This is a genomic window from Nocardioides sp. AE5, assembly GCF_031844485.1.
Classification (GTDB): Bacteria; Actinomycetota; Actinomycetes; order Propionibacteriales; family Nocardioidaceae; genus Nocardioides.
Genome location: NZ_JAUZVI010000004.1, coordinates 93,727 through 112,940, shown reverse-complemented (window position 1 = coordinate 112,940; position 19,214 = coordinate 93,727). Strand labels below are relative to the sequence as shown.

At 68.9% G+C, this 19,214-nt stretch carries 18 protein-coding genes; 10 read left to right on the top strand and 8 right to left on the bottom strand.

Going from position 1 to position 19,214, the window contains the following annotated elements:
- Positions 1-26 precede the first annotated feature (26 nt).
- Both Q9R27_RS08115 and Q9R27_RS08110 read right to left on the bottom strand, forming a co-directional pair.
- Positions 27-266 (bottom strand): acyl-CoA carboxylase subunit epsilon, encoded by a 240-nt coding sequence (locus Q9R27_RS08115; RefSeq protein ID WP_311251855.1) that lies wholly within the window; start codon positions 264-266, stop codon positions 27-29.
- Positions 263-1,879, bottom strand: a complete 1,617-nt coding sequence (locus tag Q9R27_RS08110) for an acyl-CoA carboxylase subunit beta (RefSeq protein ID WP_311251854.1) — start codon at positions 1,877-1,879, stop codon at positions 263-265. The genes Q9R27_RS08115 and Q9R27_RS08110 overlap by 4 nt, the downstream gene beginning before the upstream one ends.
- A 44-nt stretch (positions 1,880-1,923) precedes the next feature.
- Between Q9R27_RS08110 and Q9R27_RS08105 the strand changes: the two genes are divergently transcribed.
- Genes Q9R27_RS08105 through purE form a run of 5 tightly spaced genes read left to right on the top strand, consistent with a single transcriptional unit; the run spans position 1,924 to position 5,988 of the window.
- On the top strand, positions 1,924-2,718 hold the full coding sequence (locus Q9R27_RS08105) for a biotin--[acetyl-CoA-carboxylase] ligase (protein WP_311251853.1): 795 nt from the start codon (positions 1,924-1,926) through the stop codon (positions 2,716-2,718).
- A 24-nt stretch (positions 2,719-2,742) separates the two neighbouring features.
- Entirely contained in the window at positions 2,743-3,249 is a 507-nt protein-coding gene (locus Q9R27_RS08100; RefSeq protein ID WP_311251852.1) for a PH domain-containing protein, read from the top strand.
- Positions 3,236-4,216 carry an adenylate/guanylate cyclase domain-containing protein gene (locus Q9R27_RS08095; RefSeq protein WP_311251851.1) on the top strand — a complete coding sequence of 327 codons (981 nt, stop codon included), beginning with the start codon at positions 3,236-3,238 and terminating at the stop codon, positions 4,214-4,216. Before Q9R27_RS08100 ends, Q9R27_RS08095 begins: the two co-directional genes overlap by 14 nt.
- Positions 4,217-4,260: 44 nt before the next feature.
- Entirely contained in the window at positions 4,261-5,433 is a 1,173-nt protein-coding gene (locus tag Q9R27_RS08090; protein WP_311251850.1) for a 5-(carboxyamino)imidazole ribonucleotide synthase, read from the top strand.
- Positions 5,434-5,442: 9 nt separating this feature from the next.
- On the top strand, positions 5,443-5,988 hold the full coding sequence (purE, locus tag Q9R27_RS08085) for a 5-(carboxyamino)imidazole ribonucleotide mutase (RefSeq protein WP_311251849.1): 546 nt from the start codon (positions 5,443-5,445) through the stop codon (positions 5,986-5,988).
- Positions 5,989-6,002: 14 nt separating this feature from the next.
- On the opposite strand, the gene arfB is transcribed toward purE, so the two are convergent.
- Together arfB and Q9R27_RS08075 are read right to left on the bottom strand one after the other, a co-directional pair.
- On the bottom strand, positions 6,003-6,464 hold the full coding sequence (gene arfB / locus Q9R27_RS08080) for an alternative ribosome rescue aminoacyl-tRNA hydrolase ArfB (protein ID WP_311251848.1): 462 nt from the start codon (positions 6,462-6,464) through the stop codon (positions 6,003-6,005).
- Positions 6,461-6,874 (bottom strand): CoA-binding protein, encoded by a 414-nt coding sequence (locus Q9R27_RS08075; protein WP_311251847.1) that lies wholly within the window; start codon positions 6,872-6,874, stop codon positions 6,461-6,463. Before Q9R27_RS08075 ends, arfB begins: the two co-directional genes overlap by 4 nt.
- 84 nt (positions 6,875-6,958) lie before the next feature.
- Between Q9R27_RS08075 and Q9R27_RS08070 the strand changes: the two genes are divergently transcribed.
- Complete coding sequence (locus tag Q9R27_RS08070; RefSeq protein ID WP_311251846.1) at positions 6,959-8,128, top strand: acyl-CoA dehydrogenase family protein; 1,170 nt, start codon at positions 6,959-6,961, stop codon at positions 8,126-8,128.
- Positions 8,129-8,197: 69 nt separating this feature from the next.
- Here Q9R27_RS08070 and Q9R27_RS08065 read toward each other — a convergent pair whose 3' ends face one another.
- Both Q9R27_RS08065 and Q9R27_RS08060 read right to left on the bottom strand, forming a co-directional pair.
- Positions 8,198-9,046 (bottom strand): DUF559 domain-containing protein, encoded by an 849-nt coding sequence (locus tag Q9R27_RS08065; protein ID WP_311251845.1) that lies wholly within the window; start codon positions 9,044-9,046, stop codon positions 8,198-8,200.
- Between the two features lie 129 nt (positions 9,047-9,175).
- Complete coding sequence (locus Q9R27_RS08060; RefSeq protein WP_311251844.1) at positions 9,176-10,402, bottom strand: LCP family protein; 1,227 nt, start codon at positions 10,400-10,402, stop codon at positions 9,176-9,178.
- Between the two features lie 36 nt (positions 10,403-10,438).
- Here Q9R27_RS08060 and Q9R27_RS08055 point away from each other — a divergent pair, with 36 nt between their 5' ends.
- From Q9R27_RS08055 to Q9R27_RS08045, 3 genes are all read left to right on the top strand, one after another.
- Entirely contained in the window at positions 10,439-10,951 is a 513-nt protein-coding gene (locus Q9R27_RS08055; protein ID WP_311251843.1) for an acyl-CoA thioesterase, read from the top strand.
- A gap of 113 nt (positions 10,952-11,064) precedes the next feature.
- On the top strand, positions 11,065-12,543 hold the full coding sequence (locus Q9R27_RS08050) for an LCP family protein (protein WP_311251842.1): 1,479 nt from the start codon (positions 11,065-11,067) through the stop codon (positions 12,541-12,543).
- Between the two features lie 169 nt (positions 12,544-12,712).
- On the top strand, positions 12,713-16,543 hold the full coding sequence (locus tag Q9R27_RS08045; protein ID WP_311251841.1) for an FG-GAP-like repeat-containing protein: 3,831 nt from the start codon (positions 12,713-12,715) through the stop codon (positions 16,541-16,543).
- A gap of 9 nt (positions 16,544-16,552) precedes the next feature.
- On the opposite strand, the gene Q9R27_RS08040 is transcribed toward Q9R27_RS08045, so the two are convergent.
- Entirely contained in the window at positions 16,553-17,299 is a 747-nt protein-coding gene (locus Q9R27_RS08040) for a TIGR03089 family protein (protein WP_311251840.1), read from the bottom strand.
- A gap of 23 nt (positions 17,300-17,322) precedes the next feature.
- Here Q9R27_RS08040 and Q9R27_RS08035 point away from each other — a divergent pair, with 23 nt between their 5' ends.
- Positions 17,323-18,423: an NDP-sugar synthase gene (locus tag Q9R27_RS08035; protein ID WP_311251839.1), complete on the top strand. Its 1,101-nt coding sequence runs from the start codon at positions 17,323-17,325 to the stop codon at positions 18,421-18,423.
- 22 nt (positions 18,424-18,445) lie between these two features.
- Here the strand turns inward: Q9R27_RS08035 and Q9R27_RS08030 are convergent, their stop codons facing one another.
- Entirely contained in the window at positions 18,446-19,198 is a 753-nt protein-coding gene (locus tag Q9R27_RS08030; RefSeq protein ID WP_311251838.1) for a DUF3105 domain-containing protein, read from the bottom strand.
- Positions 19,199-19,214 lie beyond the last annotated feature (16 nt).

Genomic DNA, 19,214 nt, shown 5'->3' with positions numbered 1-19,214 from the left:
GTCCACCCGATGATGCGTTCGAGACCTCAGCGCTGGGGCAGGCCGCTCGAGCGCCAGCCGCCGGGACCGTGCGAGTAGTTGGCCCTCACCCGGCGGTGCTTGGCCGACCACTCGGAGGTGGGCCGGCGCGGGGGCTTGCCGGAGCCCGAGCCGAGGGCCGAGAAGACCGCCACCAGGGCAGCGATCTCCTCCGGCGTGGCGTCCGGGTTGACCACCTTCAGCAGTGGCCGCTGGGCAGCGGGGGTGGTGTCTTCGTTCTCAGTCACAGGGGAATGTTCCCGTGCTTCTTGGCGGGCAGGATCTCCCGCTTGGAGCGGAGCAGGCGCAGCCCACGGACGATCTCGGTGCGGGTCTCGTGCGGCATGATCACGGTGTCGACGTACCCGCGCTCGGCCGCGATGTACGGGTTGGCCAGCGTGGTCTCGTACTCGTCGATCAACTCGGCCCGCTTGGCCTCGACGTCGCCGCCGTCAGCCTCGATGGCGGCCAGCGTCTTGCGGTGCACGATGTTCGCGGCGCCCTGGGCACCCATCACCGCGATCTGTGCGGTCGGCCAGGCGACGTTGAGGTCGGCGCCGAGGTGCTTGGAACCCATCACGTCGTAGGCGCCGCCGTACGCCTTGCGGGTGATCACCGTGATCAGCGGCACGGTTGCCTCGGCGTAGGCATAGATCAGCTTGGCGCCGCGGCGGATGATGCCGTTCCACTCCTGGTCGGTGCCGGGCAGGAAGCCGGGCACGTCGACGAAGGTGAGCACCGGGATGTTGAACGCGTCGCAGAAGCGCACGAACCGGGCCGCCTTCTCGCTGGCGTCGATGTCCAGGGTGCCGGCGAACTGCATCGGCTGGTTGGCCACGATGCCGACCGGGTGCCCCTCGACCCGGCCGTAGCCGACGATGATGTTCGGCGCGAAGAGTTCCTGGACCTCCAGGAACTCCTCGTCGTCGAGCACCGCAGTGACCACGTCGCGGATGTCGTAGGGCTGGTTGGGCGAGTCCGGGATCAGGGTGTCGAGGGAGCGGTCGAGATCGGTGATCTCGAGGACCGCGTCCTCGTCGAAGACCGGCGGCTCGTCGAGGTTGTTCTGCGGGAGGTAGCTGAGCAGCGCCTTGACGTACTCGAGCGCGTCCTCCTCATCGGCGGCCATGTAGTGCGCGTTGCCCGACTTGGTGTTGTGGGCCCGGGCGCCGCCGAGGTCCTCCATTGAGACGTCCTCGCCGGTGACCGTCTTGATCACGTCCGGACCGGTGATGAACATCGCCGAGGTCTGGTCGACCATGATCGTGAAGTCGGTGACGGCGGGGGAGTAGACGTGGCCACCTGCGCAGTTGCCCATGATCAGGCTGATCTGCGGGATGACGCCCGAGGCGTGCACGTTGCGCTTGAAGATCTCGCCGTAGAGGCCGAGGGAGACCACGCCCTCCTGGATCCGGGCGCCGGCGCCCTCGTTGATCCCGATGATCGGGCAGCCGGTCTTGATGGCGAGGTCCATCACCTTGGTGATCTTCTCGCCGTACACCTCGCCGAGCGATCCGCCGAAGACGGTGAAGTCCTGGGAGAAGACGCAGACCTGGCGGCCGTCGATGGTGCCGTAGCCGGTGATCACGCCGTCGCCGTACGGGCGGTTCGCCTCGAGCCCGAAGGCGGTGGAGCGGTGGCGGGCGAGTTCGTCGAGTTCGACGAAGGATCCTTCGTCGAAGAGCATCTCGATCCGCTCGCGGGCGGTCTGGCGTCCCTTGGCGTGCTGCTTCTCCACGGCCTTCGCGGAGCCGGCGTTCACCGCCTCATCGAGGCGTCGCTCCAGGTCCGCCAACTTGCCGGCGGTGGTGTGGATGTCAATCTCGGCGGTTGCTTCTGCCGGGTTCTCGGCTGTGGTCATGGTCTGGCTGGCCTCCTCGGTTTCCGTGGGCCAATGTAGTGCCCATGACCCCAGCACCCGACGCTCGCCCACCCCTTGGCCGGGATCCGCTCGACCCTGCCCGCCTCCCGTCCCGGGTGGAGATCCTGGCCGAGGCCGGATCGACGAATGCCGTACTCGCGAGTAGGGCGAAGGAGGGTGCGGCGACCGGCACCGTGTTGGTCACCGAGCACCAGACCAGCGGTCGCGGCCGGCTCGACCGGGTGTGGACCACGCCGCCCCGATCGGCGCTCACCTTCTCGGTCCTGGCCCGACCCGAACTGGCCCCCGCGCGGTGGCCGTGGATCCCGCTGGCCACCGGGTACGCCGTGCACACGGCGCTGGTCGACCAGGTGCCGGGGATCGGACTGAAGTGGCCCAACGACGTCCTCGTCTCCACCGACGGGGTCACCCGGAAACTGGCCGGCATCCTGGTGGAGCGGATCGAGACCCCGCAGGGACCCGCGGCGGTGATCGGCATCGGCCTCAACGCCAGCCTCACCGAGGACGAACGGCCGGTCGACACCGCCACCTCCCTGCTGATCGAACTCGGCCAGGAACCCGACCGGACAGCGCTCCTCGGCGACCTCCTCGCCCGCCTGGACGAGGCACTGGACCTGCTGGTGGATGACCCCACTGCGTTGTCCCGCGCGTACGCCGATGCCTGCATCACCCTGGGCCGCCAGGTCCGGGTGCAGTTGCCGTCGGGGGAGTCGATGCCCGGCCTGGCCGTCGGGCTGGACGAGTCCGGACGGCTGGGCGTGGAGACCGCGAATGGCACCCAGTGGGTCGGCGCAGGGGACGTCATCCACGTGCGTTGAGGAATCATTTGACATGATCAGGGGGTGGCCATCTCAAAGAAGTACCTCAACGAGGGTGAAGCCGTCATCGTCTCCACCCGGACGCATGCCAAGGCGCTTTTCGTGCCGATCCTCGTCCTGCTGGTGATGCTCGCTGGCGCGGGCTACCTCACCACCGTGGGCGAGGGCACCACGGGCAAGGCCCTGACCATCGGTGGCTGGGCCGTCGCAGCCGTGGTCATCATCTGGTTCGTGCTCCGGCCCTTCCTGGTCTGGTGGTCCACGACGTACACCTTCACCAACCGCCGCTTCATGGAGCGGACCGGCATCATCGCCCAGAGCGGGCGCACGATCCCGCTGAACCGGATCAGCGGCGTCGACTTCGAGATCGACCTGACCGACCGCCTCTTCGGGTGCGGCACCCTGGTGGTGACCGACGCCAGTGAGGCCGGCCGGGTCGAGTTGCACGACATCCCGCGCGTGGAGAAGGTCCAGTTGAAGGTGGCTGACGAACTGCACCGGCTGTACGGCAAGAGCGATGACGGGACCTGAGCAACCGACGGGGAGCCCCCTGGGCCGGGAGGACCTGGTCCGCGGCATCCTCGGTGAGGACGCCACCTTCACCGCCGCCGAGATCGCCGAGAACGCAGCAGTCGACCTCGACACCACCAAGCGACTCTGGCGGGCGCTGGGCTTCCCCGAGTACGGCGATGACGAGGTGGCCTTCACCCGCGCCGACGCGGAAGCCCTGACCCTGCTCCAGGAGACGGTCGACAAGGGCACCATCGACATCGACACGGCGATGAACCTGACCCGGGCCCTGGGCAGCACCATGTCCCGGCTGGCCGACTGGGAGATCAGTGCCCTGGGGCCGATGCTCGGACCGGTCGAGGGCGACCGGGTCGCGGCAGCGAGCGCCATGCTGGAGGAGACCCGGCAGTCGTTCGAGCACCTGATGGTCTATGCCTGGCGGCGCCACCTGGCGGCGGCCGCGGCGAGGTCCGAGGAGTTCGGCCCCGACGACGAGGTGAAGACCAGCGAGGTGACCGTCGGCTTCGCCGACATCGTCGCGTTCAGTGCCCTCTCCAACGATATCGGCGAGGAGCGCGTCGGCGACCTCGTCGAGGTCTTCGAGTCGCGGTGCCACGACGTGGTCGCGGCGCACCGGGGGCGCGTCATCAAGAGCCTGGGGGATTCGGTCCTCTTCGTCTCCGACGACGCCGTCCGGGCGCTGGACATCGCCGACGGGATCATCCAGGTGATCGGGCGCGACGCCCGGATGCCCGACGTACGGGTGGGCCTGGCCAGTGGCGGCGTGGTGATGCGGATGGGCGACGTCTTCGGACCCTCGGTCAACCTCGCGGCCCGCCTGACCGCCGTCGCACGGCGCAACCGAGTGATCATCGACGAGGCCACCGCCCACCTCCTGCCTGAGGACGAGTTCAACACCCGGAAGTTGCCGGCCCGTCCGCTGCGCGGGTTCGGCCTGGTCGAGCCGATCACGGTACGTCGAGCCTGAGCCGCTCGTCCGCTGGTGCGACCCGACTCGATAGGGTTCGCCACGTGCCTGCCGACAGCGTTCCCGCCCTGGCCCCGACCCTTGCCGTGATCGGCGGGGGGCAACTGGCCCGGATGATGGCCCAGCCCGCGATCGCGCTCGGGCTCCCGCTGCGCCTGCTCGCCGAGGCCGAGGGCGTCTCGGCGGCCCAGGTCATCGTCGACCACGCGGTGGGCGACTACCGCGACCTGGCCACCCTGCGCGAGGTGACGGAGGGCTGCGCCGTGGTCACCTTCGACCATGAGCACGTGCCGACCGGGCATCTGCATGCGCTGGCCGACGCCGGCATCGCGGTGCGGCCCGGCCCCGACGCGCTGGTCCACGCCCAGGACAAGGGCGTGATGCGTGAGCGGCTCGCGGCACTGGGCGTCCCGTGTCCCCGCAATGCCCTGGTCCAAGACGTGGCGGACGTGGCGGCGTTCGGCTTCCCGGCCGTCCTCAAGACCACGCGCGGAGGGTACGACGGCAAGGGCGTGTGGGTGGTCCGCCGCGCCGCCGACTGCAGTGAGGCCTTCGAGGCCGCCGCTGCCGCCGGGGTGCAGATCCTGGCCGAGGAACTCGTCGACTTCACCCGTGAACTCTCCGCGCTGGTGGCCCGCTCCCCGAGCGGCCAGGCCGCGGCGTACCCGGTGGTGGCCTCCACGCAGAAGGACGGCATCTGCCACGAGGTGATCGCACCCGCGCCCGACCTGGCGCCGGAGTTGTCCGCGCAGGCCCAGCAGATCGCGTTGCAGGTGGCCGGTGAACTCGATGTCACCGGCATCCTGGCCGTGGAGCTCTTCGAGACCACGGACGGACGGATCCTGGTCAACGAACTGGCGATGCGACCGCACAACACCGGGCACTGGACCCAGGACGGTGCGGTGACCAGCCAGTTCGAGAACCACCTGCGGGCGGTGATGGACCTGCCGCTCGGCTCGCCCGCTCCCCGGGCCCGGTGGACCGTGATGGTCAACATTCTCGGGGGCGACACCGAGCCCGGCCGGCTCTATGACGGATTGCCGCATGCGATGGCCCGTGACCCGCAGTTGCGGGTGCACTTCTATGGCAAGCAGTGGCGCCCGGGCCGCAAGGTCGGCCACGTGAACACCTTCGGTGATGACCTCGAGGACTGCCTCGAGCGCGCCCGCCACGCAGCCGACTGGTTCCGCGGCGACCTTGGTGACGAGAGCGAATAGGGAGACCTGATGACCAACTCCACACCTGCCGGGTCCGGACCGGCGCCCCGTGTCGGGATCGTGATGGGCTCGGACTCGGACTGGCCGGTGATGGCCGCCGCTGCCGAGGCACTGGACGAGTTCTCGATCGGCTATGAAGCAGACGTGGTCTCGGCGCACCGGATGCCCGAGGAGATGCTCGCCTACGGTCGCGACGCGGCCGGCCGCGGACTGTCGGTGATCATTGCCGGCGCCGGTGGCGCGGCCCACCTGCCGGGGATGCTGGCTGCCCTCACCCCGCTGCCGGTGATCGGGGTCCCGGTGCCGCTCAAGCACCTCGACGGGATGGACTCCCTGCTCTCGATCGTCCAGATGCCGGCGGGTGTCCCGGTCGCGACCGTGTCGATCGGCAACGCCCGCAATGCCGGGCTGCTGGCTGCCCGGATCCTGGCCGCGTCCGACCCCGGGTTGCAGCAGCAGATGGTCGAGTTCCAGGAGTCACTGCGCGCCGCGGCACAGGCCAAGGGCAAGGTGGTCCGGGACAGCGTGGCCGGGACGCGACGAGCCGGGTTCTGAGACCCGGCGCAGGATCACTCCTGCTGGCCCCGGGCATCCGGTCGTCGTCGCAACTGCTTGATCCGGCCGCGCTGCACCTTTGCCTCGACCCGTCGGCGTTGCGCCCCGCGACTGGGACGGGTCGGACGTCGTGGTGCCGGTGGGGGAGCCAGCGCGCTGCGGAGCAGGTCTGCCAACCGCTCGCGTGCGGCGTTGCGGTTGCGCAACTGGCTGCGATGCTCGTGGGCGACCACCACCAGGCGCCCGTCGGTGAGGCGCGCCGCCAGTGCGGCCAGTGCCCGGTCGCGTTGGGCCGGGGTAAGGACTGCCGAGGGCACCACGTCGTACTCCAGTTCCACCCGGGTGTCGCTGGTGTTCACCGACTGGCCGCCGGGGCCGGGGGAGCGGGAGAAGCGCTCGACCAGTTCGGCGCCGGGCACCACGAGTCCGGTGGGCAGGCCCGGGCCGGGTGGGACCCGCAGGTCCCGGCCGGTCATTCGCCCCGCTTGCCCCACTCGATGGCCGGGCAGGTGTCCATCACCATGTGGAGGCCGGCGTCGAGGGTGCGGGCGAAGGCCTCCTCGTCGATGACGCGGAGCTGGAACCAGACGCCCTTGGCGCCGATCTTCACCGCTTCGTCGGCGAACTCCCCGGCCGCCTCGGAGCGCCGGAAGACGTCCACCACGTCGATCGGGAACGGGACCTCCGAGAGGCTGGCGTACCCCTGCTCGCCGAGCACGACGGGGGCGTCAGGGTGGATCGGAACGATCTTCTTGCCGTGCGCCTGGAGCACTCCGGCAATCTCGTACGCCGTGCGGCTCGGGTCGCCGGAGAGTCCGACCACCGCCCAGGTCTCGCACTCGTCGAGCATGAAGTTCACGGAGTCGGGCTTCTGCCAGTCGTTCATGCCTCCACCGTAACCGCCACCGGATGTGTCCAGCCCATGGCGTCGGTTAGCGGTCGCTTACTAGGACTTCCTAGAATGTGGTCCATGTCTGACTTCCCTCTCTATGCCCTGTCCGAGGAGCACCTGGCCGTGCGCGAGGCCGTGCGGGCCATCTGCGACGCCAAGGTCGCGCCGTACGCCGCTGAGGTGGACGAGGAGGCCCGCTTCCCGCACGAGGCGGCCGAGGCGCTCCGCGCTGCGGACTTCCATGCCGCGCACGTGCCCGAGGAATACGGCGGTGCCGGCGCGGACGCACTGGCGACGGTGATCATCATCGAGGAGGTCGCCCGTGCCTGCGTCTCCTCCTCCCTGATCCCCGCGGTGAACAAGCTCGGCTCGCTCCCGGTCCAGATCGGTGGCAGCGAGGAGCTCAAGGCGAAGTACCTCGGCAAGCTGGCCGCGGGTGAGGGCGGCTTCTCCTACTGCCTCTCCGAGCCGGATGCCGGATCGGACGCCGCCAACCAGAAGACCCGCGCCGTCAAGGACGGTGACCACTGGGTGCTCAACGGCGTCAAGCGCTGGATCACCAACGCCGGCGAGTCGGAGTACTACACCGTGCTGGCGATGACCGACCCGGAGAAGCGCTCGCGGGGGATCACCGCCTTCGTGGTGGAGAAGTCGGACGAAGGTGTCTCCTTCGGCGCGCCGGAGAAGAAGCTCGGGATCAAGGGTTCGCCGACCCGCGAGGTCTACTTCGACAACGTGCGGATCCCCACCGACCGGATCATCGGCGAGGAGGGTCAGGGATTCGAGATCGCGATGAAGACGCTGGACCACACCCGGATCACCATCGCCGCGCAGGCCGTCGGTGTCGCCCAGGGTGCGCTGGACTACGCGCTGGAGTACGCCAAGGAGCGCCAGCAGTTCGGCAAGTCGATCGCTGAGTTCCAGGGCCTGCAGTTCCTGCTCGCCGAGATGGGGATGAAGGTCGAGGCGGCCCGCCAGATGACGTACGCCGCCGCCGGCCGCTCCGAGCGCAACGACCCCGACCTCACCTTCTTCGGTGCCGCCGCCAAGTGCTTCGCCTCCGACGTGGCGATGGAGGTCACCACGAATGCGGTCCAGGTGCTCGGCGGTTACGGCTACACCCGGGACTACCCGGTCGAGCGGATGATGCGCGACGCGAAGATCACCCAGATCTACGAGGGCACCAACCAGGTGCAGCGGATCGTGATGGCCCGCCAGTTGCTGGCCGGGGTGCAGTCCAGCCTCTGAGCAGCCACCCGAACGCCGCAGGAAATCGCCGCGACACGCCGTACGTACAGCGTGTCGCGGCGATCTGTTTCAGCGCTGCGGTTGGGCGATCCACTGCAGCAGCGTCGCCTTGACGTAGTCGGCGCGATGCATCACCTGGTGCCAGGTGAACCGGAGCACCGTCCAGCCATGGGCGGTGAGCGCGTTGTAGCGCACCACGTCGCGCTCGAAGGCGGTGGGCCTGCCATGGAAGGTGAAGGAGTCTGCCTCGATGACGAGCCCGAGCAGCGGGTTGACCAGGTCGGGGTGGAAGGTGAGTTCGCCACAGGTGATCTCGTACTGCGGGACCACCTCGAGACCGACCTCGATGCACAATGCGCGCAGGGTCGATTCGAACGGGTTGGCGGCGCGTGCATCGGCGTACGTCGCGACCTGGAGGTGCCGGGGCCCGGCAGCCGCGCGGAACTCCGTGCTGGACAGGGTTCCCGAGCGCAGTGCCGAGTCGGCCACCGAGAGCGCGTCGGCCAGTGGAAGGTCGGCACTGCAGTCCAGGACGGTGCGCAGGGGCGAGGTGGCCCACCCGGACTTCTCTCCGGCGCGCAACTCCCGGTGATGAACGTCGGCCAGGAAGCCGACCGTGCCATCGGGAACCCGGGCCCCAGGGGGCATCACGATCTGGGGAACCTCGGGCATCTCCCGCACCTTCCAGCCATGGTGCAGCGCGGCGCTGAGATGGCTCAGGTGACCGCCGGCCAGTTGCACTGAGCGCAGCGAGGACGCCACCAGCCGCAGCGCAAGCCGGCCGCGGCTCACCCTGACCACCTCGCCGCGGGCCAACGCAGAACGGAGCCGGGCACGCGTGGTCAGGGCGAGCAGGTCACCCGTGGTCGCGATGCCGCCGAGACGGCTCAGGGCCTCGACGGCCGTGGTTGGCTCCATGCGACCAGTCTGCTCAGGACGCTCGCCTGGCGCATCCCGTCATCCACAGCCACCCGAACGCCGCAGGAAATCGCCGCGACACGCCGTACGCACGGCGTGTCGCGGCGATCTGCTTCGGTGCTGCGGTCGTTACTCCCGCAAGCCGGTCGCGGTGCAGAGGTCGTCGGGGATGCCGGCGGTGTCGTCATTGATGATGTGGGTGAACATCTGGCCGGACCGCTCGGAGTCCCAGTGCACCTCGAGGTCGGCGATGGGGACGCCGCAGGTCAGGTCGGGGCTGGTGATCGCGCGGGCGAACCGGGCCAGGTCCAGGACGCCGGTGCCCTCGCTCACCCGGACTGCCTGCGCGGCTGCCATGTTCACCTCCCAGTAGCGGAACGGGTTGATCACGGTCATCGGGCTCACCATCTCCTTGCCGATCGCCCCGATCACCGCGCGCTGGTTGCGTGCCCGGGTCAGGTCGTTGGAGGAAGCGCTGCTCTTGCGAGAGCGCGCGAACCCGAGCGCGGTCAGGCCGTCGGCCTCCTGGCAGCCGGCCTTGATGTCCAGGTGGGCGTCCTTGTCCTTCATGTCCTCCTCCGGGCAGATCTCGATCCCGCCGACTGCGTCGACGAGGTCCACGAAGCTGCCGAAGCCGATCTCCACGTAGTGGTCGATCCGGATCCCGGTGTTGAGTTCGATGGTCTCGATGAGCAGCTTGGTCCCACCGCCGTCGTACGCATCGGGGTTGGTGGTGCCGTTGATCTTCGCGCTACGGTCGCGGCCGGGGATCTCCACGATCGAGTCGCGCGGGATGGACATGAGCAGGTCCGGTCCGTCGCCCACGTGCAGCAGCATCATCGTGTCGGTCCGCTCGCCGACCTCGCTGCCGGTGCCCAGGCGACGCTGGTCCTCCTTGCTGAGGCCGGCGCGGGAGTCGCTGCCGACGATCAGGTACGTCGTACCGGGTTGGTCGGCGGGTCGGCTCCCGTCCGGGAAAGCATCCACCCGGCTCATCTTGCCCAGGGCCATGAAGGGAACCGCGAGGAGGAAGGCCAGCCAGAGCACCAGCAGAAGGAAGAGCCACCGGAACGGGTGGAGCCGGCGCCGCGTCCTGCGCCCACCACCGCCCTTGCCGCGGTACTGGCTGGGCGGGCCGTAGCCGGGCGGGGGGCCGGGGGGCGGCTGAGGCGGTCCGGGTGCGGGCGGCACCCCGGTGGGAAGTGCCCGGGTGCGCTCCGGGGTCCCCGGCGGGGGCATCTGCTGGTACGCCGGCTGCCCGAGGACCCGGGTCGCGTCGTCGGAGTCGGAGCCCTTGCCGTAGAGCCATTCATACTCGGGGGTGCCCGGTGCGGGGCCCTGGGGACGGTCAGCCATGGGGGAACGGTACCCGGGGAGCATTAGTCTCTGGGCATGGAAGCCGCATCCCGCCCCGCGCATCCCCCGGTCTACTCGCGTGTCTCGCTCGCCCAGTTGATGCATGCCACGTCGGCGAACCTCCTGGGCAACATCCACGGTGGCGACATCATGAAGCTGGCCGACTCCACGGCCGGCGCCGCGGCCCAACGGCACTCGGGTGGACCGGCGGTCACGGCGGCACTGGACGAGATGGCCTTCCTGGCCCCGGTGCACGTGGGCGACATCGTGCGGACCACCGCACAGGTCAACTGGGCCGGCCGGTCCTCGATGGAGGTCGGCGTACGGATCGAGGCCGAGCCGTGGACGGATGCCACGGCCCAGCCGCTGCACGTGGCATCGGCCTACTTCGTCTTCGTCGCGATCGACGGCGAGGGCAAGGCCCGCCAGGTCCCGCGACTCGTCCCGGAGACGTCGGAGGAACTGCGGCGCTGGCGCGAGGCGGAGATCCGCCGGGCACACCGCCTGGCCGGCAAACAGGAGATCGAGTCGGGCCGCAACGGGGATTGACCGGGAAACGAACCCGGAGTTTTTCGGCGCGTCATGCACGGATGGGGCGCGTGTGGCTGGTGATATGGCTGTGAACAACTTTCCACACTTCCCCATGGAGAGAGGCAACCTCGATGCCGCCCGCAACTTCCCCCGGGTCGCACGAAGCCAGGTACGTCACCCGGCGGCGTACCCCTGACCGTGCTGCACGGATCCGGTTCCGCCGTGCGATCACCCTGATGTTGATGACCCTGGTGGTCCCCGGCTCGGCGCAACTGGTCGCGGGACGGCGTGAGGTGGGTCGCCTCGCGATCCGGATCTGGATGGGCCTGGTCGTGGCCGTGGCGCTGGTAGCGCTGCTGGCTTGGTCCTCGACCTCCTTCGCCCTGTGGGCGGGGACGAACACGTCGGTGCTGAACCTGGTCCGCTTCGTGATCATGCTCGTCGCGATCGGGTGGGCGGCGCTCTTCATCGATGCGTGGCGCCTCGGCGAGCCGCTCACCCTGGTCCGCAACCAGCGGTTGGCCATGGTCGGCATCAACGGCGTCCTCTGCTTCTCCGTAGCCGGAACGCTGCTCTTCGCGGCCCACCTGATCACCGTCCAGCGTGACTTCATCGACACGGTCTTCACCGCGACCGAGGTCAGCGAGGCGACGCATGGGCGCTACAACGTGCTGCTCATCGGCGGGGACTCCGCGGACGGCCGATTCGGCCTGCGCCCGGACTCGCTGAACGTGGCCAGCATCGACCAGGAGACCGGCGAGACCGTGCTGATCGGGCTGCCGCGCAACCTGCAGAACTTCACCTTCGGAGAAGGCTCGGTGATGGCCGAGCAGTTCCCCGACGGCTGGACCTGCGACGACTGCTACCTCAACTCCGTGGCCACCTGGGCCGGCGACAACACCGAACTCTTCGACGACGCCGAGCATGCCGGGACCCAGGCCACGATCGAGGCCGTCGAGGGCATCACCGGTCTGAAGATCAACTACTGGGTGATGGTCAACCTCAAGGGCTTCGAGCAGTTGGTCGACGCCGTCGGAGGCGTGACGATCAACGTGATGGACCCGATCCCGATCGGCGGGTTCTCGACCCCGGTCAAGGGCTACATCGAGCCCGGTCTGCAGGAGCTGGACGGCTACCACGCCTTGTGGTTCGCCCGCTCCCGGCACGGCTCGGACGACTACTCGCGGATGGCCCGGCAGAAGTGCGTGATGAACGCGATCGCCACCCAGGTCAGCCCGCAGACCGTGTTGATGAACTTCAAGGAGATCACCGAGGCGGGTTCGTCGATGATGGAGACCAGCATCCCTGCCTCCGAACTGGACAACTTCATCGACCTGGCGCTGAAGGCCCGCAAGCACGAGATCGGCACGGTCTCGATCGTGCCGCCGCAGATCAACACGGCGCACCCCGACCTGGAACTGATCCGGGAGATGGTTGCGCAGGGGATCAACCCGGACTCCGCGCCGGAGAAGGCTCCCGAGCCTGCCGGTGGGGCCGACCGGCCGGAGCAGGCCAGCCCGGCTTCTCCCGTCACCAACGGTGGCTCGGTGGGCAGCAAGAAGGACGGGTACGCCGCCAACCAGTCCGAGGACCTCGCCTCCGTCTGCTGAAGGCCATTTCTCCCGGGAGAAGCGGACAAATCCATCAATCTGAGCCTTGAGCGGCGTGTCGAGTGGCAATTACACGATTGTAGTTACTCAGTTCCTCTTGCGGTGACCCCTGTTACTGGTGTGAAACTTGGTACTCGTGTGATCCTTCCCCCGCACTGGAGTCCGAGAAATGCGCCCGTTCAAGAGTCGTTACATCACCGCCTGCCAGCAGATGCTGGTGCTCGGTGCCGTCATTGCCGTCCTCGCTCCAGCCGCGAACGTGGTCTCGCTGGACGTGATCACCGGCGCGCCGCCGAGTCAGGTCCCGAGTTCCGCTGAGCCGGAAGGCGACGAGGCGCCGGTCGAGACTGCGCCCGTGGACCCGGTCGTCGACGAGTACGTGATGGACGCCGCTACCACGGCCGATGCCCTGGTCGCGGCTCCGGAACTGGCCACTGACCTGACCGCCGAGGTGGTCGAGGAACTGGCCACCAAGGCGGAGGAGACCACCAAGGCGCTGCAGGGCGCCGTAGCAGCCGACTCCGGCGAGGGCGTGGCCGAGGGCCTTGAGGTGATCAGCAGCGCAGAGGGCGCCGAGGGCTACGCCGCGGTCGGCGTCACCTGGTCCCCGGAGGTCCACATCGCGGAGGAGGACCTCACCGTCCTGGTCCGCACCCGTTCGGGGGAAGAGTGGAGCGAGTGGACTCCGGTCGAATACCACGACGAGCATGCCCCGGACGAGGGGTCCAGTGAGGGAGAGGGGCGTCCCGGCACCGAGCCGCTCCTGGTCGGGGAGGTCGACGAGGTCCAGGCGCGTGCAGTGGTCGCCGAGGGAACCGAACTGCCGACCGACCTCAAGTTGGCAGTGATCGGCTCGGGCGAGTCGAAGGGCACCACGCTCGCAGCGCCGGAGATCGACACGAGCGACGCTGAGTACGCCGGCAACGAGGAGTCCGCAGGGGGCACCCAGCTGGAGTCCAGCGACGGGGCCATCTCCTTGCAGGCCGCGACGATGACCGCGCCGAAGCCGATGATCTATTCCAGGGCCCAGTGGGGGGCGAACGAGAAGCTGCGGGAGCAGTCGAACCCGGACTACGGCGTGATCCAGGCCGGGTTCGTGCACCACACGGTGAACGCGAACAACTACACCGCAGAGCAGGTGCCGGCGATCCTGCGGAGCATCTACGCCTACCACACGCAGAGCCGGGGCTGGCGCGACATCGGCTACAACTTCCTGGTCGACCGCTTCGGACGGATCTGGGAAGGCCGCTGGGGCGGCGTGGACCGCCCTGTCGTCGGTGCGCACACGTCGGGATACAACTACCAGGCGTTTGCGATGTCGGCGATCGGCAACTTCGAACAGGTCGCGCCCACCACCGCCATGCTGAATGCCTACGGGGACCTCTTCGCCTGGAAACTGGCGCTGGGCAACGTCAAGGCCGACGGCATGTCGGTGAAGGTCGGCAGCAAGACGATGCCGGCCATCCAGGGCCACCGTGACGTCGGATCCACCGCCTGCCCGGGCAAGTACCTCTACGCGAAGATCAGCACGATCAGGTCCCGGGCGGCAGCCGCCCAGCGAACCAGCATCAACGAATTCGGGCCGGCGTTCAGCCAGGCCTATGACACGAATGTAGGCTGGTGGCGCTATGACACCGTGCTGATGACGCCCGACGTCACGGGCGACGGGATCGACGACGTCATCATCCGCTCCGCGAGCTCCGGCGTCGTCGCCGTACGACCCGGGGACGGCAAGGGGCGCTTCGGCAACCACGTCGGCAACACGAATGCCTTCGTCGGAATGGATCAGATCGCCGCGGTGGGCAACTTCGACGGCTCCGGCAATGCCGACCTCGTCGCGCGCGACCCCAAGACAGGACGCCTCTACCTCTATCCGGCGGCATCTGCCCCGGGCACTTTCGCTCCCCGGGTCCAGCTGAGCGCGGCGTGGAGTGACTATGACTTGACCGTAGGCATCGGGGACGGCAACGGCGACGGCAGGCCCGACCTGTGGAGCCGGGACCGCAGCGGGGTGCTGTGGTTCCACGCCAATGCGGGCAACAACAAGCTGAAGGCCCCGGTCAAGGCACTGACCAACACCGCGCGCTTCGACGTGATCACTGGTCGCGGCGACCTGGACGGCGACGGCACAGCAGACCTGGTGGTCCGCAACGCGGCCTCCACCCGGGTCTCGGTCTACAAGGGAGCAGGGAACGGGACGTTCGGCTCCTACATCGGTCCGGTCCTCGAAGTGCCCGAGCACGCGCTGCCGTTCACGATGGGCAACATCGATGCGGACAAGGTGCCCGACCTGGTCGTGGTCAACGGCAACCAGATGACAGGCTTCCTCAACTCCAAGGCGATCGGCACGCCCAAGCCCGGCCCCGAGCCGGAGCCTGATCCGCAACCGGAGCCCGATCCCGGCCCGGAGACGCGTCCGGACAACCCCGACTGGTGGTTCGGACCGAGCGCTGACCAGGGCTACTCCACCAGTGCCGGCTGGAGCCGCTACGACACCGTGCTCGGCACGCCCGACATGACGGGCGACGGGATCGATGACGTGGTGATCCGGTCCGGTGTCAGCGGCGCCGTGGCGGTGCGTGCCGGTGACGGGAAGGGCCGGTACGGAAACCACATCGGCACCACCAACGCCTTCGTGGGCATGGACCAGTTGGCCAGCGTCGGCAACTTCGACGGCTCCGGCCGTGCCGACCTGGTGGCGCGGGACCCGAAGACCGGCCGGCTCTACCTCTACCCGGCTGCCTCGACGCCGGGCACCTTCGGCAGCCGGATCCTGTTGAGTTCGAACTGGGGCTCCTATGACCTCACGGTCGGCATCGGTGACGGTGACGGCGACGGACGCCCAGACATCTACTCGCGTGACGCGAGCGGCAACCTGTGGTTCCACGCCAACGCCGGCAACAACAAGCTCAAGGCGCCGGTCAAGGCGCTCGGCAACACCAGCCGATTCGACGTGATCACCGGCCGCGGCGACCTGACCGGGGACGGCAAGACCGATCTGGTCGTCCGCAACGCCGACTCAGGGAAGGTCTCGATCTACCAGGGCCAGGGTGACGGCAGGTTCGGTTCCTACGTCGGCCCGGTCCTGGAGACCTCCGGACTGACCCTTCCGTTCACGATGGCCGACCTCGACATGGACACCCGGATCGACGTGCTGGGGATCCAGGGCAACACCATGGTGAACCTGCCCAACCGGTCGCCGTATTTCACCAAGCCGATGGAGATCAAGTTCGACAAGGCCCTGACCAAGACCTACACGGTCACCGGCGGCTGGCAACGCTACGACACGGTCGTGGCCACGGGAGACGTCAGCGGGGACAAGTTCGACGACGTGGTGATCCGCTCTGGTGTCACGGGCGACATGGCCGTGCGTGCGGGCGACGGGAACGGACGCTTCGGCAACCACATCAAGGTGACCGCCCAACTCAGGGGGATGGACCAGATCACTGCTGTCGGCGACTTCGACCAGGCGGCGGGTGCAGACCTGGTCGCACGTGATCCGAGGACGGGTTATCTCTACATCTTCCAGGGCGGTTGCGTGCCGGGCCAGTACGAGGAGAAGGTGCTGCTCAGCAAGAACTGGAGCGGTTACAACCTGACGGTGGGGATCGGCGACGGAAACGGGGACGGGCTGCCCGACATCTGGAGCCGGGACCGGAACGGTGACCTGTGGTTCCACGCCAACGGCGGGAACTACAACCTGCGTGCGCCGGTGAAGGTGATGACGAACACGGCGCGCTTCAACGTGATCACCGGCGCTGGCGACCTCGATGGCGACGGCCGGGCAGACCTGGTGGTCCGCAACGCGAGTTCGTCCAGGGTCTCGATCTATCCGGGCCGGGGGGACGGTTCGTTCGCGCCCTATGTGACCACCGACCTGGTGCTGACGGGGCACAACCTGCCGTTCACGTTGGGTGACGTCAACAAGGACGGGAAGCCCGACATCATCGCGATCAAGGGGAACAGCATGATCCTGCACCTGAACCGAAGCTCACGCTAGGGAGCATGGTCAGTGGAGTTGGCCCGTCGCCTGCTCGGCGGCGTACTTCCGCTCCAGTGAGTCTGGGTCGGCGTGGGCGACCCAGACCGTGGACCCACCGCTGACCAGTGGGGCCACGAAAGTGGCCAACCCCGTCGGGGAAGCGGGGTTGGCCGTGGTCAGCAGGCGCCCGCCGCCGGCAACGAGGTCCCAGGCCTCGCCGGTGGCGGGCGTCACCAGTTCCGCCTGGGTTGTCGCGGCCGGGCCGTCCGGACCGGCGAGCAGTGCGAGGTCGTCGGCCTGGGGCGGGTCCCAGGGCAGGAACGAATCCGGCTGGCCCCAGACCTCCACGCCGAAGTCGTGCACGCCGGCCGGCAGCGGGTCGGCGAAGCGGACACCGAGGGGGAGCAGGGCGGTGGCGAGCACGGGGGCGGACCCGCCACGATCGGCGTACGTCACCACGGTGGCCGGTCCGCAGATGACGGCGTCCGCCGCCGCGTCGCTGCCGTCGAAGGTGACTGCCAGGCCAGCGTTCCACGCCGCGCCGAGGAAGACCGGGCCCAGCCAGTGCGTGGGCAGGTCGATGAGGACGCGGTCCCCGCGCTCCAGGTCGAACTCCTCCACCAGCAGGCTCGAGGTCTTGGCCACCCAGTTGGCCCAGGTTGCCACGGAGAGCTCGACCCGCTCGCCGGTGGCATCGTCATAGAACGTGACCAGCGGCCGTCCCGGATCGGCAGCGAGGAGGGAGGAGAGCAGGTCGGGGAACGTGGCAGCCATGCCCCCAGCCTAGGATCGGCCCCATGACGCAGACGCCACAGGCAACCGGTCCGGCCCCCCAGGCACTGGCAGCACCCGAGGCGGTGATCGTCGCCGGCGGCTTCGGCAGCCGACTGCTCCCGCTGACCGAACGGCGCCCCAAGCACCTGCTCGACGTCGGGGGAGTGCCGTTCCTCGAGCACCAGATCGCCCGCCTGGCCGCGGCCGGGGTGGAGCACATCGTGCTGGCGACCTCCTACCACGCGGACATGTTCGCCCCGGTCCTCGGCGATGGCAGCCGGTGGGGAGTGCGCCTCGACTACGTGCTGGAGGAGGAACCGCTCGGCACCGGTGGCGCGATCCGCAACGTCGCCACGGCGCTGGGTGACGATCCCGACGGTGCCGTCATCATCCTGAACGGCGACATCCTCTCCGGCCATGACCTGGCCGCCCAGCTCGCTGACTTCCGGGCCGGGCGCCGGGGCCGGCGCGTCGACGTCTCGTTGCACCTGCTGGAGGTCGAGGACGCGCGCGCCTTCGGTTGCGTGCCCACCGACGACGAGGGACGGGTGCTGGACTTCGTCGAGAAGTCGGACAACCCGGTCACGAACCAGATCAATGCGGGTTGCTACATCTTCCGCCGCGACGTGATCGACCGGATCCCGGCCGGCCAGGTGGTCTCGGTGGAGCGGGAGACCTTCCCCGGCCTGGTCGCCGACGGTTCACTGGTGGTCGGCTTCGTCGACTCGGCCTACTGGCGCGACGTCGGTACGCCGCAAGCCCTGGTCGCCGCGTCGCGTGACGTGGTCCTCGGGGTGGCGCCGACGCCGGCGGTCGAGGCGGGTGACGGCAGGGCCCGGATCCACCCGGACGCCTCCGTCGACCCGGCTGCCACCGTGGACGGGGGCAGCCTCGTGATGGCCGCCGCCGCGATCGCACCGGGCGCCCAGGTCAGCGGCAGCATCGTGATGACTGGCGCCAGCGTTGCGGCTGGCGCGCGCGTGGTCGACTCGGTGCTCGGCCCCGGCGCCAGGGTCGGCGAGAACGCGCGCCTGGACGGGGCCACGCTGGGTGACGACGCAACCGTCGGTGATGGCGTCGAGCTTGCCGAGGGCGAGCGGGTCGGCTGCGGGGAGCAACGCTGAGCCTGGCGGGCCAGGCCCGGCGTCACATCCCGTTCGGCTCGGGTGAGTCGAAGTAGTCGTACTCCTGCATGAAGTCGTAGAGAGCCTCGCCGGAGACGGAACTGCAGTGCTGCCAGACGCCGACCTGCTTCTCGACCTCGCTCACGTCGACCTCCTTGCCGCCGCGTGACCAGTGGTTGATCACGATGTGCGTGCCCTCGGGGAAGGCGTCGCCGTCCTCGGAGGTCCACGGCACGGCCTTGAACTTCAGCCGCGGGTTGCTGGTGCCCTTGAGCTTGGTCGCGATGGCACGCAACTGGGTCATCTGCTCGTCATCGTTGGCGATGGTCTCGTCGTACCAGATGAACGTGTATCCGTGCTCCAGGTTGTGCACCAGGCGCTCCAGCGGCGGACGGTCGGTGCTGGTGTAGAGCTTGCGGTCCATCGTGTCCGGGGTGCCCCAGTGCGGACCGTAGGCCGGCGGGACCTCGTCGTACTCGATCGGAGTGCCCTCGGGCCGGTGCTCCTGGTTGCCGGTGGCCGGCTTGGTGAAGACGTCCTCGCAGGCCTCGGCAGCAGGGGCGCCGATGCCCGCCAGGTCGATGTCGTTGAACGCTCGCAGGTCCCACCACTCCTTGACCGGCTTCCACGCGGCGAAGCCGATGATGGCGATGGCGATCACGATGCAGACACCGACGATCACCGCGCCCTGGCGTTGGTCGGCGCGCTTCTGCTGGTTGCGGAGCTGGTCAGCGACGTCGCGCCGGCTGACCTTCTTGTTGGGCTTCTTGGCCACGGAACGGGCTTCTCTC

Bases quoted from the DNA above. Each gene is read 5' to 3' on its own strand.
- Q9R27_RS08105 (WP_311251853.1), top strand. From the start codon at position 1,924: ATGACCCCAGCACCCGACGCTCGCCCACCCCTTGGCCGGGATCCGCTC.
- Q9R27_RS08065 (WP_311251845.1), bottom strand. From the start codon at position 9,046: ATGGAGCCAACCACGGCCGTCGAGGCCCTGAGCCGTCTCGGCGGCATC.
- Q9R27_RS08035 (WP_311251839.1), top strand. From the start codon at position 17,323: ATGACGCAGACGCCACAGGCAACCGGTCCGGCCCCCCAGGCACTGGCA.
- Q9R27_RS08075 (WP_311251847.1), bottom strand. From the start codon at position 6,874: ATGAACGACTGGCAGAAGCCCGACTCCGTGAACTTCATGCTCGACGAG.
- arfB (WP_311251848.1), bottom strand. From the start codon at position 6,464: ATGACCGGCCGGGACCTGCGGGTCCCACCCGGCCCGGGCCTGCCCACC.
- Q9R27_RS08050 (WP_311251842.1), top strand. From the start codon at position 11,065: ATGCCGCCCGCAACTTCCCCCGGGTCGCACGAAGCCAGGTACGTCACC.
- Q9R27_RS08110 (WP_311251854.1), bottom strand. From the start codon at position 1,879: ATGACCACAGCCGAGAACCCGGCAGAAGCAACCGCCGAGATTGACATC.
- Q9R27_RS08095 (WP_311251851.1), top strand. From the start codon at position 3,236: ATGACGGGACCTGAGCAACCGACGGGGAGCCCCCTGGGCCGGGAGGAC.
- purE (WP_311251849.1), top strand. From the start codon at position 5,443: ATGACCAACTCCACACCTGCCGGGTCCGGACCGGCGCCCCGTGTCGGG.
- Q9R27_RS08070 (WP_311251846.1), top strand. From the start codon at position 6,959: ATGTCTGACTTCCCTCTCTATGCCCTGTCCGAGGAGCACCTGGCCGTG.
- Q9R27_RS08060 (WP_311251844.1), bottom strand. From the start codon at position 10,402: ATGGCTGACCGTCCCCAGGGCCCCGCACCGGGCACCCCCGAGTATGAA.
- Q9R27_RS08045 (WP_311251841.1), top strand. From the start codon at position 12,713: ATGCGCCCGTTCAAGAGTCGTTACATCACCGCCTGCCAGCAGATGCTG.
- Q9R27_RS08040 (WP_311251840.1), bottom strand. From the start codon at position 17,299: ATGGCTGCCACGTTCCCCGACCTGCTCTCCTCCCTCCTCGCTGCCGAT.
- Q9R27_RS08055 (WP_311251843.1), top strand. From the start codon at position 10,439: ATGGAAGCCGCATCCCGCCCCGCGCATCCCCCGGTCTACTCGCGTGTC.